Annotated in this window: 13 protein-coding genes; 8 read left to right on the top strand and 5 right to left on the bottom strand. The window is 65.9% G+C overall.

The window, feature by feature from the left end:
- Positions 1–107 precede the first annotated feature (107 nt).
- Positions 108–1,142: a DUF475 domain-containing protein gene (locus E1742_RS24030; RefSeq protein ID WP_134387582.1), complete on the top strand. Its 1,035-nt coding sequence runs from the start codon at positions 108–110 to the stop codon at positions 1,140–1,142.
- Between the two features lie 38 nt (positions 1,143–1,180).
- On the top strand, positions 1,181–1,549 hold the full coding sequence (locus E1742_RS24025; protein ID WP_134387581.1) for a DUF8785 domain-containing protein: 369 nt from the start codon (positions 1,181–1,183) through the stop codon (positions 1,547–1,549).
- Between the two features lie 188 nt (positions 1,550–1,737).
- Here the strand turns inward: E1742_RS24025 and E1742_RS24020 are convergent, their stop codons facing one another.
- Together E1742_RS24020 and E1742_RS24015 are read right to left on the bottom strand one after the other, a co-directional pair.
- Entirely contained in the window at positions 1,738–3,873 is a 2,136-nt protein-coding gene (locus E1742_RS24020; RefSeq protein WP_134387580.1) for a coiled-coil domain-containing protein, read from the bottom strand.
- A 129-nt stretch (positions 3,874–4,002) separates the two neighbouring features.
- Positions 4,003–5,001 carry a serine/threonine protein kinase gene (locus tag E1742_RS24015; RefSeq protein WP_134387579.1) on the bottom strand — a complete coding sequence of 333 codons (999 nt, stop codon included), beginning with the start codon at positions 4,999–5,001 and terminating at the stop codon, positions 4,003–4,005.
- Between the two features lie 62 nt (positions 5,002–5,063).
- Here E1742_RS24015 and E1742_RS24010 point away from each other — a divergent pair, with 62 nt between their 5' ends.
- Positions 5,064–5,753: a UPF0149 family protein gene (locus E1742_RS24010; protein WP_134387578.1), complete on the top strand. Its 690-nt coding sequence runs from the start codon at positions 5,064–5,066 to the stop codon at positions 5,751–5,753.
- 68 nt (positions 5,754–5,821) lie between these two features.
- On the opposite strand, the gene E1742_RS24005 is transcribed toward E1742_RS24010, so the two are convergent.
- The 3 genes from E1742_RS24005 to orn all read right to left on the bottom strand — a co-directional run bounded on the left by E1742_RS24005 (position 5,822) and on the right by orn (position 7,946).
- Positions 5,822–6,376: a DVUA0089 family protein gene (locus E1742_RS24005; protein WP_134387577.1), complete on the bottom strand. Its 555-nt coding sequence runs from the start codon at positions 6,374–6,376 to the stop codon at positions 5,822–5,824.
- A gap of 216 nt (positions 6,377–6,592) precedes the next feature.
- A complete protein-coding gene (locus E1742_RS26470; protein ID WP_206076706.1) occupies positions 6,593–7,162 on the bottom strand; it encodes a DVUA0089 family protein in 570 nt (189 codons plus the stop codon).
- 196 nt (positions 7,163–7,358) lie between these two features.
- Positions 7,359–7,946 carry an oligoribonuclease gene (gene orn, locus E1742_RS23995; RefSeq protein WP_229466282.1) on the bottom strand — a complete coding sequence of 196 codons (588 nt, stop codon included), beginning with the start codon at positions 7,944–7,946 and terminating at the stop codon, positions 7,359–7,361.
- 47 nt (positions 7,947–7,993) lie between these two features.
- Between orn and E1742_RS23990 the strand changes: the two genes are divergently transcribed.
- The 5 genes from E1742_RS23990 to E1742_RS23970 all read left to right on the top strand — a co-directional run bounded on the left by E1742_RS23990 (position 7,994) and on the right by E1742_RS23970 (position 15,390).
- Positions 7,994–9,262 carry a M48 family metallopeptidase gene (locus tag E1742_RS23990; RefSeq protein ID WP_134387576.1) on the top strand — a complete coding sequence of 423 codons (1,269 nt, stop codon included), beginning with the start codon at positions 7,994–7,996 and terminating at the stop codon, positions 9,260–9,262.
- On the top strand, positions 9,259–10,155 hold the full coding sequence (gene rsgA, locus E1742_RS23985; RefSeq protein WP_134387575.1) for a ribosome small subunit-dependent GTPase A: 897 nt from the start codon (positions 9,259–9,261) through the stop codon (positions 10,153–10,155). Before E1742_RS23990 ends, rsgA begins: the two co-directional genes overlap by 4 nt.
- Before the next feature lie 25 nt (positions 10,156–10,180).
- Positions 10,181–13,012, top strand: a complete 2,832-nt coding sequence (locus E1742_RS23980; protein WP_134387574.1) for an ATP-binding protein — start codon at positions 10,181–10,183, stop codon at positions 13,010–13,012.
- 77 nt (positions 13,013–13,089) lie between these two features.
- Positions 13,090–14,013 (top strand): ornithine carbamoyltransferase, encoded by a 924-nt coding sequence (gene argF, locus E1742_RS23975; protein ID WP_134387573.1) that lies wholly within the window; start codon positions 13,090–13,092, stop codon positions 14,011–14,013.
- A gap of 144 nt (positions 14,014–14,157) precedes the next feature.
- On the top strand, positions 14,158–15,390 hold the full coding sequence (locus E1742_RS23970; protein ID WP_134387572.1) for an argininosuccinate synthase: 1,233 nt from the start codon (positions 14,158–14,160) through the stop codon (positions 15,388–15,390).
- The last annotated feature ends 4 nt before the right edge of the window (positions 15,391–15,394 follow it).

The raw sequence follows: 15,394 nt of genomic DNA, 5'->3' as shown, positions 1-15,394 counted from the left end.
GTCCAGATGAGCAATTCTCCATTATCGCAGAAGCCGGCTCCCCCGCAAAAGCAGGTCAAGTAGAATCGCCTGCCTGACGATTACATATATATAAGGGGAAGCATCGGATGAAGCACTTCAGAATCTCGATCATCGTCACCGTCGCATTGATGGTACTGGCGGGCTGGTGGGGCTATACCCAGGGCGGCGTGGCCGGCGCGCTGACGGCGCTGTGGATCACGGGCGTGCTGGGCATCATGGAAGTCTCGCTGTCGTTCGACAACGCCGTCGTCAACGCGTCCGTGCTGAAGAACTGGAACCCGTTCTGGCAGAAGCTGTTCCTGACGGTCGGCATCCTGGTGGCCGTGTTCGGCATGCGGCTGGTCTTCCCGCTGGCCATCGTGGCCGTGGCGACGGGCCTGGACATGTTCCAGGTGTGGACGATGGCCACCACGACGCCGCAGGAATATTCGCGCCACCTGATGGACGTGCATGCCGAAGTGGCCGCGTTCGGCGGCGCCTTCCTGCTGCTGGTGTTCCTGAACTTCCTCTTCGACGAAGAAAAGGACATGCACTGGATCGGCTGGATCGAGGAAAAGGCCGGCCGCATCGGCACCGAAGGGCTGGCCGTGCTGCTGGCACTGGTGGCCGTGTTCGTTGCCGTGGAACTGGTGCCGGCCGAAAAGCAGTTTCCCGTGCTGTACGCGGGCATGGTGGGCATCGCCATCTACCTTGCCGTCGGCTGGCTGTCGAGCCTGCTGGAAGAGGAGGAGCACGACGCCGACCTGGGCAAGATCGTGCAGCGCGGCAGCATCGGCGGCTTCCTCTACCTGGAAGTGCTGGACGCGTCGTTCAGCTTTGACGGCGTGATCGGCGCGTTCGCCATCACCAGCGACGTCGTCATCATCATGCTGGGCCTGGCCATCGGCGCCATGTACGTGCGTTCGGTAACGGTGTACCTGGTGCACAAGGGCACGCTGGACGAGTTCGTCTACCTGGAGCACGGGGCCCACTGGGCCATCGGCATCCTGGCCGTCATCATGTTCGCCAGCGTGAAATACCACATCCCGGAGTGGTTCACGGGGCTGTCCGGGGTGGGGTTTATCGTTGTCTCGCTGTGGTCGTCGCTGAAGTACCGCAAAGAGATGCGCACGGCGCAATAATGATGAAGTAAGATCACGCTTTTTAACTCGGGCATACCATGACACGCTCCTCGCGCATCGTTCTTATCCTCATCGGCCTGATCGTGGCGGCCGTCCTCATCCTGTGGGCCTGGGCGATGGTTTCGCTCAACTTTTCGTATTCCGAAGGCGAACGGGCCGGCTTCCTGCAGAAGTTCTCGAAGCGGGGCTGGATCTGCAAGACGTGGGAAGGCGAAATACTCCTGACGTCGATGCCGGGCGCGATTCCCGAGAAGTTCGAGTTCAGCGTGCGCGACGACGCCATCGCGGCGCAGCTGTCGTCCGCCATGGGCAAGCGCGTGACGCTGTCGTACGCCCAGCACAAGGGTGTGCCGACGCAGTGCTTTGGGGAGTCGGAGTATTACGTCGAGAAGGTCGTGCTGCAGTAAAAACCGGTGACAGGCTCCGGTTAGTCGGCGCTTTCCGGGACAGTCCCGGATTCGCCCGAGACGTACTGCAAAAACCGGCGTCGGTCCCCTGAGCCCGCCGCTGGCGAGCGCTCAGGCCATCACTTGGCGGGGACAGACCCCTGCAAGCGCTCAAGCCATCACGTCGCGGGGACAGACCCCTGCGACTCTCAAGCCGCGGCGTCCAGCTGCTTGCGCTTGGCCACCAGCAGCAGATGGGCGGCGTCGGCGGCCTTGCGCTGCAGCGCCGCATGGGCTTGCGCGGTGGCCATCAGCGCCTCTTGCCGGGCGGCCTTGTCCTGCGCGGCACGGGCGGCTTCCTGTTCCGCTTGCGCCTGCAGGCGTGCCGCTTCGGCTTCCTGTTCTTCGGCCGCAGCACGTTCTTCCACGGCACGCACGGCGGCGGCCTGCGCCGCCAGGCGGTTCTCGATGGCGCGGGCGGCGCGCTCTTCGGCCGCCGCTGCGGCCTGCTCCTGCGCCAGGCGGGTTTCCAGCACCGCCTTGGCATGCTGTTCTTTCTGTACGTACTCGCGCTCGGCCTGCAGCAGGGCCGCCGCTGCGGCGGCCTTTTCCTGCTCGACGCGGGCGCGTTCCTTGTGCACTTCCGACAGTTCGACCGCCAGGCGCGCCTGGGCCGTGGCGGCCTGGGCGGCCAGGCTTTTCTGCTGCGCTTCCACTTCGTTCTGTTCGGCCAGCGCGCGCAGGGCGGCCGCTTCTTCCTGCGCGGCGTTCTGGCGCAGTGCCTCGGCGGCGGCATTGCGGGCAAACGCTGCGGCCTGTTCGCGCTCGGCGGCGGCGCGCGCTTCGGCAGCGGCAGCGGCACGCTCCTCTTCCGCCAGGCGCGTCTTCAGCGCTTCCACGGCGGAGCGTTCGGCAGCGGCGCGGGCCTGTTCCGCGGCCAGCAGGCGAGCCGCCTGGCCGGCTTTTTCCTGCGCGACGGCGTTGGCGGCTTCCTGCTCGGCGGCGTGTTCCGTCAACAGGGTCAATTCGCGCATTTCGGCATCGTTGCGGGCCTGCACCGCTTCTGCGGCGGCGCGCTGCTGCGCTGCCTGTTCGCCGGCGATGACGGTGGCGCGCTGGTGTTCTTCCGCATCCAGGCGGGCGGCCTCGGCGGCGGCCTGCTCGGCGGCACGGCGCAGGCGGGCCTGTTCCGTCGCCACGGCTTCCGCTTCGACGCGGGCGCGGGTTTCCAGCTCGGCCTGCTGCTCGGCCTGCAGGCGGCCCTGGGCGACGACGTACAGTTCGCGGTCGGCATCGAGCCGTGCTTCCGTTGCGGCCATGATGCGGGCATCGGCATCGCGGCGGGCCTGCGCGTTGTTGGCGGCCATCGTTTCCAGGCGCTCGCGGTGCTGGGCGGCATCGCGGATCTCTTTTTCGGTCTGCAGGCGCATGTGCAGCGACATGGCCGCGCTGCGGTCGGACTCGGCCTTCGCCAGCGCAATCGCTTCACGTTCCTGCTCCAGGTGAGCCAGCGCACGGGCTTCCTCGGCGGCGCGCACTTCGGCGGCGGCGCGGTTGAAGGCCGATTCCAGCGCGACCTGGTCGGCGCGCTCGCGCTGGCGCGTCGCTTCCAGCGCTTCGGCCTCCACTTCGACAAGCTGCTGCGCCGTCCGGCGCGCGCCGTAGGCCTGACGCTCGCGCTCGCGCGCCAGCGTTGCCATGCGCGCATCGGCGCTGGCGATGCCGACGACCTCTTCCTTCGCGGCCTGCACGGCGGCGACCCGCTCGGCCGCCTGCATGCGCGCCGCTTCGGTGTGCTTTTTCAGCTCGTCGGCGGCGCGCGACGCCTGCTCGGCCAGTTGCGCTTCCGCTTCCATTTGCTCGGCGGCGCGGCGGCGGCTTTCCTCTTCGGCGCGGGCGCGTGCCTCGGCGGCTTGGCGGATCTGGTTGTCCGCTTCCACGCGGGCGCGCAGTTCCGCCGTTTCCTGTTTTACCGCTTCCAGCCGTGCCACGCTGGCCTGGGCCGCGGCGCGCAGGCTTTCCAGGCGCTCGCGGTTGGCGGCAATCGAGTCCTCGGCAGCTTGTGCGTTCTGCAGTGCGACGGCAGCCGCGGCCGTGTCCATCGCGGCCCGGTCTTCCGCCAGCGAACGGGCACGCGCTTCGGCGTGAGCGCGGTTCTCGGCGGCGCACGCGGCCTTCGCCTCCGCTTCCACGCGGGCGATGGCCTGCTGGATGGCACGCATTTCCATGGCGGCACGGTTCGGCTTGCCGTCGTCGTCCATGGCCGCGACGACCTCGAATGCCTCGTCTTCCGGCAGAGCAGCGGAGTAGTCAGCTTGGAGCGATGGTGCCAGTTGTGCGTGCATGGGGTTCTCGTGAATGGATTTCCGAGTTCCCATTATCAGGCTCGTCCGCAGACGCCAAGCGGGCGAGCAGAACGGGTTTTCCCGCCCAATTCACGGATTGGGCGGCGCCGCGGCATTGTCAGCCCGGCATCAGGCGGCCCACAGCGGGGGCTCGTCCATCAGCGCCACCTGTTCGCGCAATTCGAGGATGCGGTCCTGCCAATAACGTTGGGTGTTAAACCACGGGAAGGCGGCCGGGAACGCGGGATCGTCCCAGCGCCGCGCCAGCCAGGCGGCGTAATGCATCAGCCGCAGCGTGCGCAGCGCTTCCACCAGATGCAACTGGCGCGCATCGAACTCGCAGAAGTCCTCGTAGCCGGCCAGGATGTCGGACAGCTGGCGCACCATGTCGCCCCGCTCGCCCGACAGCATCATCCACAGGTCCTGCACCGCCGGTCCCATGCGTGCATCGTCGAAGTCGACAAAGTGCGGGCCCGCGTCGGTCCACAGCACGTTGCCGCCGTGGCAGTCGCCGTGCAGGCGCAACAGCGTCACGTCGCCGGCCCGGTCATGGCAGCGACGCACGCCGTCGAGTGCCTGGTCGGCGATAGTGCGATACGCGTCCACCAGTTCCGGGGGAATGAAGCCCTGTGCCAGCAGGTAGTCGCGCGATTCGACGCCGAACGTCTGTACGTCCAGCGCAGGGCGTTCGGCAAAGGGCCGCGCGGTGCCGACGGCATGGATGCGGCCGATGAAGCGGCCGGTCCACTCCAGCACGTCGCGACGATCCAGTTCCGGCGCCCGGCCGCCATGGCGTTCGAACACGGCGAAGCGATAGCCCTCGAACTCGTGCAGCGTGCGGCCGTCCAGGATCTGCGCCGGCACCACGGGAATTTCCTTGTCCTGCAGTTCCGCCATGAATGCGTGTTCTTCCAGGATGGCGGCATCGCTCCACCGCCCCGGACGATAGAATTTCGCGACCACGGGCTTGCCGTCCTCGATGCCCACCTGATACACGCGGTTTTCGTAGCTGTTCAGCGCCAGCAGGCGGCCGTCGCCGTGCAGGCCCACGCTGGCAAGTGCGTCCAGCACCCGGTCCGGGTCCAGGGCGGCGAATGGATGTAGGGTAGTGTCGTCTGGCTGCGTCATGTCGCCATTGTAAGGCGCAGGGCGTATACTGTCGGATTACTTTGAACAGAACAGAGCACATCATGCAACTCGACCAGCCCCTCTCCGAAAAAGATTTCGACGAACTGGATCAATTCCTGCTGGGCGACCGCAGCCCGGAAGACTCGATGACGATGGACCACCTGCACGGCTACCTGACGGCCATCGCCATCGGGCCGGAAACCGTCATGCCGTCCGAATGGCTGCCGCGCGTGTGGGGCGAAGATGGCAAGCAGGCGCCGAAATTCAAGAACGGCAAGGAAGAAGAGCGCATCGTCAACCTGATCATGCGCTTCATGAACGAAGTGCTGGTGACGTTCGAAGTGGCGCCGAAGGAATTCGAGCCGCTGTTCGTCGAGCACGAACACGAGGGCCAGACGCTGATCGACGCGGAAGCGTGGTGCTGGGGCTTCTGGGAAGGGATGGAACTGCGCCCTGGCTCGTGGGACGAGATCTTCGATTCGGAGATTGGCGACCTGATGCGCCCGATCTACCTGCTGGGCGCCGACGAGATCAAGGAAGAAGAGCTGCCGGAAGTGGAAGACCCGGTCAAGGCGCACAAGCTGGCGCTGGAGATCGAGGCCAACCTGCCGGCAATCCACAAGTTCTGGGTACCGCGCAGCAAGGCGCCCGTCGGCACCGTCAAGCGCGACGAGCCGAAGGTCGGCCGCAACGACGACTGCCCTTGCGGCAGCGGCAAGAAATTCAAGAAGTGCTGCGGCGCGGAACAGTAAGCCGCGCTCGGAAACACCAATCGCCTGAAAAGGCGCCTGCCTGTGCCCGGGGCAGGCGCCTCCCCACCTCAGCCGCGCCGGCGCCGCGCCGCCACGCCGGCCAGCACCAGCCCGGCCGCCAGCATCGAGTACGTCGTCGGTTCCGGCACCGGTGTCACCGTCCAGTTCAGCCTGACCGCGGGTCCCATCCCGCAGTGGTTCGACGGCTCGCACCACTCGCTCAGCGGGATGGGGTCCTGGCTGTCGAACGCGAAGCCGGCGCTCAATAATCCGCCGTTGGAGAAGTTATCGAACGCCGTGATGGTGAACACGTACGTGCCCGCTTCCAGCCCGAACAGGCCGAAGCCGGAATCGTATTTGGTCTGCCCTGGGCCGACCCAGGGTGCGTCGTCGTTTTCCGCCAGGCGCACGTCATCGCGCCAGATGGCGACGATGGGATCGAAGTTCGTGCCGTCCTGGTAGGAATCTGTCCAGGCCAGCAGGTTGGCCGATTGCATCAGTGTGATCGTGTGGTAGACGACATCGTTGTGATAGGCGATCTGGGCCTCGAAGGAATCCGCATGCGCCAGGCACGCGGCGCTGGCGCACAGGATGGCAATGGCGGACTTGCAGAGGTGTTTCATAAGCGCTCCCGTTGTTGAGGTGGTGAATGACTGCGCAGTCACTTTTGCAACAACCGTGCCACGTCCAGGCAGCTGGTCCAAGTACTTGAAAAGTTGGGAGAATTCCTACGGCACTATCAGCCAGGCCGACACCGCTGTAAGATTTGGCGACTGTCCGGGGACCGCTTCCCACTGCCGGCCCCTCGGCACGTGTCCGGCAGGGCCAGCAGGCTGAGTTCAGCCGCGTCGGCGCCGTGCCGCCGCGCCGGCCAGCGCCAGCCCGGCCGCCAGCATCGCCCACGTGGTGGGTTCAGGCACGGGCGTCACCGCCCAGTTCAGCCGGACAAATTCGCCCGGATTGCAGACGCCGGCCGGCTCGCACCAGTTGGCCAGCACAATTGGCGTCTCGCCGTCGCGCAGGAAGCCCGCGCCCAGCGTGGTGCCCAGCGCGAAGTTGTCATAGGCGCTGATGGTAAACAGGTACGAGCCCGGTGTCAGGCCGTAGGCGATGAAGCCGGCGTCGTAGATGCCCTGCTCGCCCGGACGGATGGAGTCGTTGTCATCATTGGACGCCACCAGCACGCCTTCGCGCCACAGCGACACGATCGGATCGAAGTTGGCAGGGTCGGCGGGATCGAGTCCGTACGAATCGGTCCACGCCGTCAGGCCCCCCGATTGCTCGAGGATAAAGCTGTGGTAGATGACGTCGTTGTGGAACGAGATGTGGCTGTCGAGGAAGTCCGCGCTGGCGGTGGACGCGGCAAGCGCGCACACCGCGGCGGCGGCCAATTTGCTGAAGAGTTTCATTGCAAGCCTCCGGGTTGGGTGAAGAACAGGTTGTACTGCGCAGCCAACTCTGCAACACCCGTGCCATGCGGCCAAGTCATTGATTCGATTGGCTCACCTGCTCCGAGGCAATCCCGATCGAACCCGACTGTCAACACCTGCGACGGCATGCGCAGCCGCAAAGTCCGCATACCCGCTGCTTGCCGTCGTCGCGCGCTTACAGCTTGATGAAGTGCTCGCGGTAATACTTCAGCTCTTCGATCGATTCGAGGATGTCGGCCAATGCCGTATGCTTCTGCGCCTTCTTGAACCCGGAAACGACGGCCGGATTCCAGCGGCGGCACAGTTCCTTCAGCGTCGACACGTCGACATTACGGTAGTGGAAGAACGCTTCCAGCTTCGGCATGTAGCGCACCATGAAACGGCGGTCCTGGCCGATCGTGTTGCCGCACATCGGCGACTTGCCGGCGGGGACCCACTGCTTCATGAAGGCGATCAGTTCCGCCTCGGCCTGCTCTTCCGTCACCGTGGATGCCTTGACCTTGTCGATCAGGCCCGAGCGCCCGTGCGTCCCCTTGTTCCAGGAATCCATCGCATCGAGGGTCGCATCGGACTGGTGGATGACCATCACGGGACCTTCGGCCAGCACGTTCAGGTGCATGTCGGTGACGACGATGGCCACCTCGATGATGCGGTCGGTGTCGGGCTCCAGGCCCGTCATTTCCATATCGACCCAGACCAGGTTCATTTCATTCGGACGCTGAGCGGCTTGCTGCGGCGCGGTAGTTTCGTTCTCTTGTGACATAATTATCTCTTGGCCTAAACAGAGCGCCATTTTCTCACAGGCATAGAATGTATTCACACGCGTTTTCGATTTTGTTTGCCGGCTTCCTTGTCGCCATGCTGGCGGTGCGCTTCTGGCTCGCGTCGCGCCAGATCCGCCACGTGCTGGCCCAATGCGACGCCGTGCCGGCGGAGTTCAGCGAAAAGATCTCGCTGGAAGCACACCGCAAGGCGGCCGACTACACCGTGGCCCGCACCAAGTTCGGCATCGTCACGATGTTCGTCAACGCGGCCGTGCTGGTGGGCTTCACGCTGCTGGGCGGCCTGCAGTGGCTCTCGACACAGGTGTTCGGCGCTACCGGTGGCGGCATGGCGTATCAGCTCGGCCTGATCGTCGCCTTCGCGCTGATCTCCGGCGCCATCGACGTGCCGTTCGATTACTACCGCCAGTTCCGCCTGGAGGCGCGCTTCGGCTTCAACAAGATGTCGCCGGGCCTGTTCTTTGCCGACATGGTCAAGGGCGTGCTGCTGGGCGCCGCACTGGGCCTGCCGCTGCTGTGGGTCGTGCTCAAGCTGATGGAGAGCGCAGGCGCGCTGTGGTGGCTCTACACATGGCTGGTGTGGAGCGGCTTCCAGCTGCTGGTGATGGTGCTCTACCCCACCGTGATCGCGCCGCTGTTCAACAAGTTCACGCCGCTCCAGGACGAGTCGCTGAAGGCGCGCATCGAGGGCCTGATGGGGCGGGTGGGCTTTGCGTCGAAAGGCCTGTTCGTCATGGACGGCTCGAAGCGCAGCGCCCACGGCAACGCCTACTTCTCCGGCTTCGGCGCCAACAAGCGCATCGTGTTCTTCGATACGCTGCTGGCGCGCCTGGCGCCGCAGGAAATCGAAGCGGTGCTGGCGCACGAGCTGGGCCACTTCAAGCTCAAACACATCGTCAAGCGCATCGCGATGATGTTCGCCCTGTCGCTGGCGTTCCTCGCTTTGCTCGGCTGGCTGAAGAACCAGGTCTGGTTCTACACGGGCCTGGGCGTGTCCCCGCTGATCGTCCCCGGCCAGAGCAACGACGCGCTGGCGCTGATCCTGTTCATGCTGGTGCTGCCCGTGTTCACGTTCCTGTTCTCGCCGCTGGCCTCGCTCGGCTCGCGCAAGCATGAGTTCGAGGCCGATGCCTTTGCCGCGCGCCATGCGGACAAGGCGCATCTCGTCGCCGCGCTCGTCAAGCTGTACGAGGACAATGCCTCGACCCTGACGCCCGATCCGCTGCACTCGGCGTTCTACGATTCCCACCCGCCGGCCTCGATCCGCATCCGGCACCTGAACATGGCGGTCCAATGAAGGCAACACAGAAGAGCGGCATCGTCATCGCCGCACACGGCCGCCATTACCTGGCCGACGTCGAGGGCAGCCACGTGCAGTGCGTCACGCGCGGCAAGAAGACCAATGTGGCCGTGGGCGACATCGTCGACGTGACGGCCACCTCGCCCGACCAGGCGGTGATCGATAAAATCCAGGAGCGCAGGACACTGCTGTACCGCTCGGACCAGTACAAGTCGAAGCTGCTGGCGGCGAACGTCACGCAGCTGTTCATCGTCGTGGCCACCGAACCCAGCTTCTCTGACGACCTCGTATCGCGCGCCACCGTGGCAGCGGAGGCGGCCGGCATCACCGTGCGGCTGATCCTGAACAAGGTGGACGTGCAGGACGGCCTGGAAGCGGCGCGCACGCGCCTGAAAGTGTACGAGGCGATGGACTATCCGGTGCACGAAGTCTCGGCCGCCGCCGCCCCGGAGCATGCGATCGCCACGCTGGCGCCGCTGCTGCAGGGACAGTCGACGATCCTGATCGGCCAGTCCGGCATGGGCAAGTCGACGCTGATCAACCTGCTGGTGCCGGATGCGGACATCGCCACCCGCGAGATCTCCGCCAAGCTCGATACCGGCAAGCACACGACGACGTTTACGCGCCTGTATCATCTGGACGGCGGCGCCAGCGTCATCGATTCTCCCGGCTTCCAGGAGTTCGGCCTGTACCACCTGTCCGAAGGCATGCTGGAACGGGCCTTCCGCGATTTCCAGCCTTACCTGGGCGGCTGCAAATACTACAATTGCCGCCATCTCGTCGAACCGCAATGCGCCATCCTGGACGCCCTCGCCGCCGGCAAGATCGCGCCGCTGCGGCATGAGCTGTACGGCCAGCTGCTGCACGAATCCGCGCAAACCCTTTACTAGCCTGACCACCGTTCCGGGGCCTGCCATGCAGATGTTCGCGCTTGAGACCGACGTAGCACACTGGGAGCTGGCCCTGCTGCCGCTGCGGGGTCCCGCTCGGCTGCCGGTGCTGCTGCCGCTGGCCTGGCACCTGCGCCAGCGCGACAGCCTGCGCGCCGTGGCGCTGGCCGACGAGGCGGAAGCGCTGCTGCCGCCGGTCGCGGCCGAAGACTTCCTGCGTCCCGCCCTCGGGCGCCTGCGCCTGCTGCGCGCCGAAGTGGCCTGGCTGATGGGCGAGCTGGAAACGGCACAACGTCTGGCCGACGAGGCGCTGTGCCTGCTGCGCGGGCTGGGCGACCATGCCGGCTGCGCGGACACGCACTGGCTGCGCGCCTGGATCGCCGTGGACAACGGCGACCACCTGTACCGCGACGCCGAACTGGCCCGCTGCGCCCAGGCCGCGCGCGATGGCGGCGACAGCGAACGGGAAGCCATCGCCGATGCGGCCAGCGCTCGCTGGGCCGTGCTGCGCGATATCGGCAGCGCGCGCGAACGGTGGGGCGACCGCTTCGACCTGGCCGACGACGCGCCCCCCGCCCTCGACTGCTGGATCAACGACTTCCTCGGCATGGCAGCCAGCCAGAGCAGCGATTTCGGCGGGGCCGCGGGCTTCTACCTGCGCACCTACGAAGCGGCGCTGGAGACGGGCCAGATCCGTGCGGCCATCATCGCGGCCACCAATATCGGCGAAAAGTTCTCCAACCTGAACGATCATCATTCCGCGCTGGAGTGGATGCAGCGCGCGCTCGACCTGGCGCGGCCCACGGGCTGGCCGCGCAGCATCGGCGCGGCGCTGCTGCACACGGCCGACACGGTGCGCCGCCTGGGCCGGCTGGACGGAGCCGACGAGCTGCTGCACGAAGCGCTGGAAATCCTGCAGCCCTACGCCGCCAGCCGCCTGTATGCCATCGCGCTGCAGTACAAGGGCGACCTGTGCCTGGCGCGGCGCGACTATGCGGCCGCGCTGGATGCATTCGAGCGCCTGGCCGTGCGCGCCGACGTGCTGGAACAGGCCGACTTCCGCATGGTGGCGCGGCGAGGCCAGGCCCATGCGCTGTGCTTCCTGGACCGGCCCGCCGAGGCCCTCGTGCTGGCGCAGCAGGCCGTGGAGCTGGCCCACGGCCACCACAACGCATACAACCATATCGCCGGGCTGCGCGTGCTGGCCCTGATCCACAGCCGCGCCGGCGACCGCCACGCGCTGCCGACGCCGGATGGCATGACGGAGGCGAACGCGACGCTGCATTACCTGCATCGCGCGCTGCACACGGCATCGACGATCCAGGGTTATACAGTGCCGGGCGACCTGTTCGACGCGCTGGCGGCCGAGTATGCGCGGCTGGAGGACTACCGCAACGCCTACGAGATGGCGCGCGCAGCCAGCGTGGCGCATGAAAAGACCCACAGCCAGGAAGCGACGGGCCGGGCCATCGCCATGCAGGTGCACCAGCAAACGGAGCAGGCGCGCGCGGAAGGGATGCACCATCGCGAGCTGGCAATGTCGGAGGCGCGCCGCGCCGAACTGCTGCAGCAAACCAGCGCGACGCTGGAGCACCTGTCCGCCATCGGCCAGGAAATCACGATCCATCTGGACGCCGGCGCCGTCTACGAAGTGCTGGACCGCTACGTGCAGGCGCTGCTGGCGCCGCACGTGTTCGCCGTCTACCTGCTCGACGGCGGGCGCGCCCTGGTGCCGGCCTTCGTACGCGAAGGCGGCGCGCCGATGGTACACAGGCGCATCGACCTGGACGACACGACCGCGTGGTGCGCGCGCTGCGTGCGCGAACGCGGCGAGGTCTACATCGAGGACGCGACTGTCCTGCCGGTGCGCGGCCCCCTGCCCGATTCGACAGCCAGCGCGCTGTACGTGCCGCTGCTGCTGGGCGAGCGGGTGCTGGGGGTCATGAGCGTACAGTCGCCACAGGCGCACTCCTACGGCGAGCGCGAACGGCTGATCTTCCGCACGCTGTGCGCGTACGGCGCCATCGCGCTGGACAACGCGCAGGCTTACCGCCAGCTGCAGGAGGCGCAGTCGCAGCTGGTATCGCAGGAAAAGCTGGCGGCGCTGGGCGCGCTGATGGCCGGTGTCGCGCATGAACTGAATACGCCGATCGGCAACAGCCTCTTGATCGCCAGCACGCTGGAGCAGAAGACGGAGGAACTGGAGAAGACCATGAACGGACCCGGCCTGCGGCGCTCCGAGCTGACAGCGTTTATCAACGATGCGCGCAAGGCATCCGAACTGGTGATGCGCGGCCTGCGCAGCGCGGCCGACCTGGTGGCCAGCTTCAAGCAGGTGGCCGTGGACCGCACCACGGAGCAGCGCCGCATGTTCAACCTGCAGCAGGTCACGCACGAAATCGTGGCGACGATGATGAACCGCATCCGCGCATCGGGCCACCGCATCGCCTGCGAGGTGCCGGACGGGATCGTCATGGACAGCTACCCCGGCCCGTTCGGCCAGGTCGTCACGAACCTGATCAACAACGCGCTGCTGCATGCGTTCGACGGCCGCGCCAACGGCCATATCAAGCTGACCGCGCGCCCGCCCGTGGACGGGCGGGTGACGGTCGTCTTTGCCGACGACGGCGGCGGCATCGCCCAGGAACACCTGTCGCGCATCTTCGATCCGTTCTTCACGACAAAGCTGGGCCAGGGCGGCAGCGGACTGGGGTTATCGATCAGCTACAACATCGTCACGTCGCTGCTGGGTGGCCAGATCGGCGTGACCAGCAGCCCGGCGGGGACGACATTCACGCTGGAGCTACCCCTCGTCGCGCCCAGCCAGGACCCCGCCAGCCCGGCCACCATCTATTGAAAACATCATATAATTGATTCGCTAAGCTGGGCCCCCGGGGCGCCCCCGGCACCCATCCCTGGTAATAAGTTGTGACTATGTCTACCCAAAACAAGATCAAGCACTACCTCCAGTTTTCCGATTTCACGCTGGAGGAATACGAATACGTGATCGAGCGCGCGCACGTCATCAAGCGCAAGTTCAAGAATTACGAGATCTATCACCCTTTGATTGACCGCACGCTGGTCATGGTGTTCGAGAAGAACTCGACCCGCACGCGCCTGTCGTTCGAAGCCGGCATGCACCAGCTGGGCGGCGCCGCCATCTACCTGAACACGCGCGACTCGCAGCTGGGCCGCGGCGAGCCGGTCGAGGACGCGGGCCAGGTAATGTCGCGCATGTGCGACATCATCATGGTGCGAACCTTCGGCCAGGACATCATCGAACGCTTTGCCGCCCACTCGCGCGTACCCGTCATCAACGGCCTGACGAACGAACACCACCCGTGCCAGGTCTTCGCGGACATCTTCACGTACTACGAGCACCGCGGTCCCATCGCCGGCAGGACGGTGGCCTGGATCGGCGACGCCAACAACATGCTGTACTCGTGGCTGCAGGCGGCCGAGGTGTTCGGCTTCCACGTCAATGTGTCCACGCCCAAGGGCTACGACATGGACATGTCGCTCGTCTCCACCAACCGCTACACGCAGTTCGACAACCCGTCGGACGCCTGCGCAGGCGCACACCTGGTGAACACGGACGTCTGGACCAGCATGGGCTACGAGGAAGAGAATGCGGCGCGGCTGAAGGCATTCGACGGCTGGATCGTCGACAGCGCCAAGATGGCGCGCGCCGCGCCCGATGCGCTGTTCATGCATTGCCTGCCCGCCCACCGCGGCGAGGAAGTGGCGGCCGACGTCATCGACGGGCCGCAATCGGTCGTCTGGGACGAGGCGGAAAACCGCCTGCACATCCAGAAGGCCCTGATCGAATACCTGCTGCTGGGCCGCATCGACGGCTGATGCCGTGCCACGCCGGCGCTGCGCCGATCGGGTGCGGCGCCGGCTTTCCGCGGCCGTCGCACTCCATCAGAATGCGCCGGCGCGGAAACGATGCGGGTCCCGCACACCTGTCCGTACAAATTTAAGCGTAGATTGGAATAGCAAATGAGCGACATTAAAAAAGTGGTGCTGGCCTACTCGGGCGGCCTGGATACCTCCGTCATCCTGAAATGGCTGCAGGATAACTATCACTGCGAGATCGTCACGTTCACGGCCGACCTGGGCCAGGGCGAGGAGCTGGAACCGGCGCGCGCCAAGGCGCTCAAGTTCGGCATCAAGCCGGAGAACATCTACATCGACGACGTGCGCGAGGAATTCGTGCGCGACTTCGTGTTCCCGATGTTCCGCGCCAATACCGTCTACGAAGGCGAATACCTGCTGGGCACCTCGATCGCCCGTCCGCTGATCGCCAAGCGCCTGATCGAGATCGCCAACGAAACGAACGCCGATGCGATCTCGCACGGCGCCACCGGCAAGGGCAACGACCAGGTGCGTTTCGAGCTGGGCGCCTATGCGCTGAAACCGGGCGTGAAGGTTATCGCTCCGTGGCGCGAATGGGACCTGCTGTCGCGCGAGAAGCTGCTGAAGTACGCGGAAGACGCCGGCATCGCCGTCGACATGAAGCACAAGAACGGCGGCGCGCCATACTCGATGGACGCCAACCTGCTGCACATCTCGTTCGAAGGCCGCCACCTGGAAAACCCCAGCGCGGAAGCGGAAGAATCGATGTGGCGCTGGACCGTGTCGCCGGAGGCGGCACCCGACGAGGCCGAGTACCTGGACATCGAGTACGAGCGGGGCGACATCGTCGCGCTGAACGGCAAGCGCATGAGCGCGGCCGAAGTGCTGACGGAGCTGAACCGCCTGGGCGGCAAGCACGGCATCGGCCGCCTGGACCTGGTGGAAAACCGCTACGTCGGCATGAAGTCGCGCGGCTGCTATGAAACGCCGGGCGGCACGATCATGCTCAAGGCCCACCGCGCCATCGAATCGATCACGCTGGACCGCGAAGTGGCACACCTGAAGGACGACCTGATGCCGCGCTACGCTTCGCTGATCTATAACGGCTACTGGTGGGCACCGGAGCGCCTGGCGCTGCAGACGCTGATCGACCACACGCAGGCCACCGTGAACGGCTGGGTGCGCGTCAAGCTGTACAAGGGCAATGTGATTGTCGTCGCGCGCGATTCGAAGACCGATTCGCTGTTCGACCAGACCATCGCCACGTTCGACGAAGACGGCGGCGCCTACAACCAGGCCGACGCGGCCGGCTTCATCAAGCTGAACGCGCTGCGCATGCGCATCGCCGCCAACGCCCGGCTGAAGCGCGGCGCGTAATCGC

Source organism: Pseudoduganella plicata (assembly GCF_004421005.1).
Lineage (GTDB): Bacteria > Pseudomonadota > Gammaproteobacteria > Burkholderiales > Burkholderiaceae_D > Rugamonas > Rugamonas plicata.
Note: the sequence above shows the minus strand (reverse complement) of the source record. Positions and strands in the feature narration are given on the sequence as shown.

Excerpts from the sequence above, each read along its gene's own strand:
- E1742_RS24030 (WP_134387582.1), top strand. The coding sequence starts at position 108 with ATGAAGCACTTCAGAATCTCGATCATCGTCACCGTCGCATTGATGGTA.
- E1742_RS24025 (WP_134387581.1), top strand. The coding sequence starts at position 1,181 with ATGACACGCTCCTCGCGCATCGTTCTTATCCTCATCGGCCTGATCGTG.
- E1742_RS24020 (WP_134387580.1), bottom strand. The coding sequence starts at position 3,873 with ATGCACGCACAACTGGCACCATCGCTCCAAGCTGACTACTCCGCTGCT.
- E1742_RS24015 (WP_134387579.1), bottom strand. The coding sequence starts at position 5,001 with ATGACGCAGCCAGACGACACTACCCTACATCCATTCGCCGCCCTGGAC.
- E1742_RS24010 (WP_134387578.1), top strand. The coding sequence starts at position 5,064 with ATGCAACTCGACCAGCCCCTCTCCGAAAAAGATTTCGACGAACTGGAT.
- E1742_RS24005 (WP_134387577.1), bottom strand. The coding sequence starts at position 6,376 with ATGAAACACCTCTGCAAGTCCGCCATTGCCATCCTGTGCGCCAGCGCC.
- E1742_RS26470 (WP_206076706.1), bottom strand. The coding sequence starts at position 7,162 with ATGAAACTCTTCAGCAAATTGGCCGCCGCCGCGGTGTGCGCGCTTGCC.
- orn (WP_229466282.1), bottom strand. The coding sequence starts at position 7,946 with ATGTCACAAGAGAACGAAACTACCGCGCCGCAGCAAGCCGCTCAGCGT.
- E1742_RS23990 (WP_134387576.1), top strand. The coding sequence starts at position 7,994 with ATGTATTCACACGCGTTTTCGATTTTGTTTGCCGGCTTCCTTGTCGCC.
- rsgA (WP_134387575.1), top strand. The coding sequence starts at position 9,259 with ATGAAGGCAACACAGAAGAGCGGCATCGTCATCGCCGCACACGGCCGC.
- E1742_RS23980 (WP_134387574.1), top strand. The coding sequence starts at position 10,181 with ATGCAGATGTTCGCGCTTGAGACCGACGTAGCACACTGGGAGCTGGCC.
- argF (WP_134387573.1), top strand. The coding sequence starts at position 13,090 with ATGTCTACCCAAAACAAGATCAAGCACTACCTCCAGTTTTCCGATTTC.
- E1742_RS23970 (WP_134387572.1), top strand. The coding sequence starts at position 14,158 with ATGAGCGACATTAAAAAAGTGGTGCTGGCCTACTCGGGCGGCCTGGAT.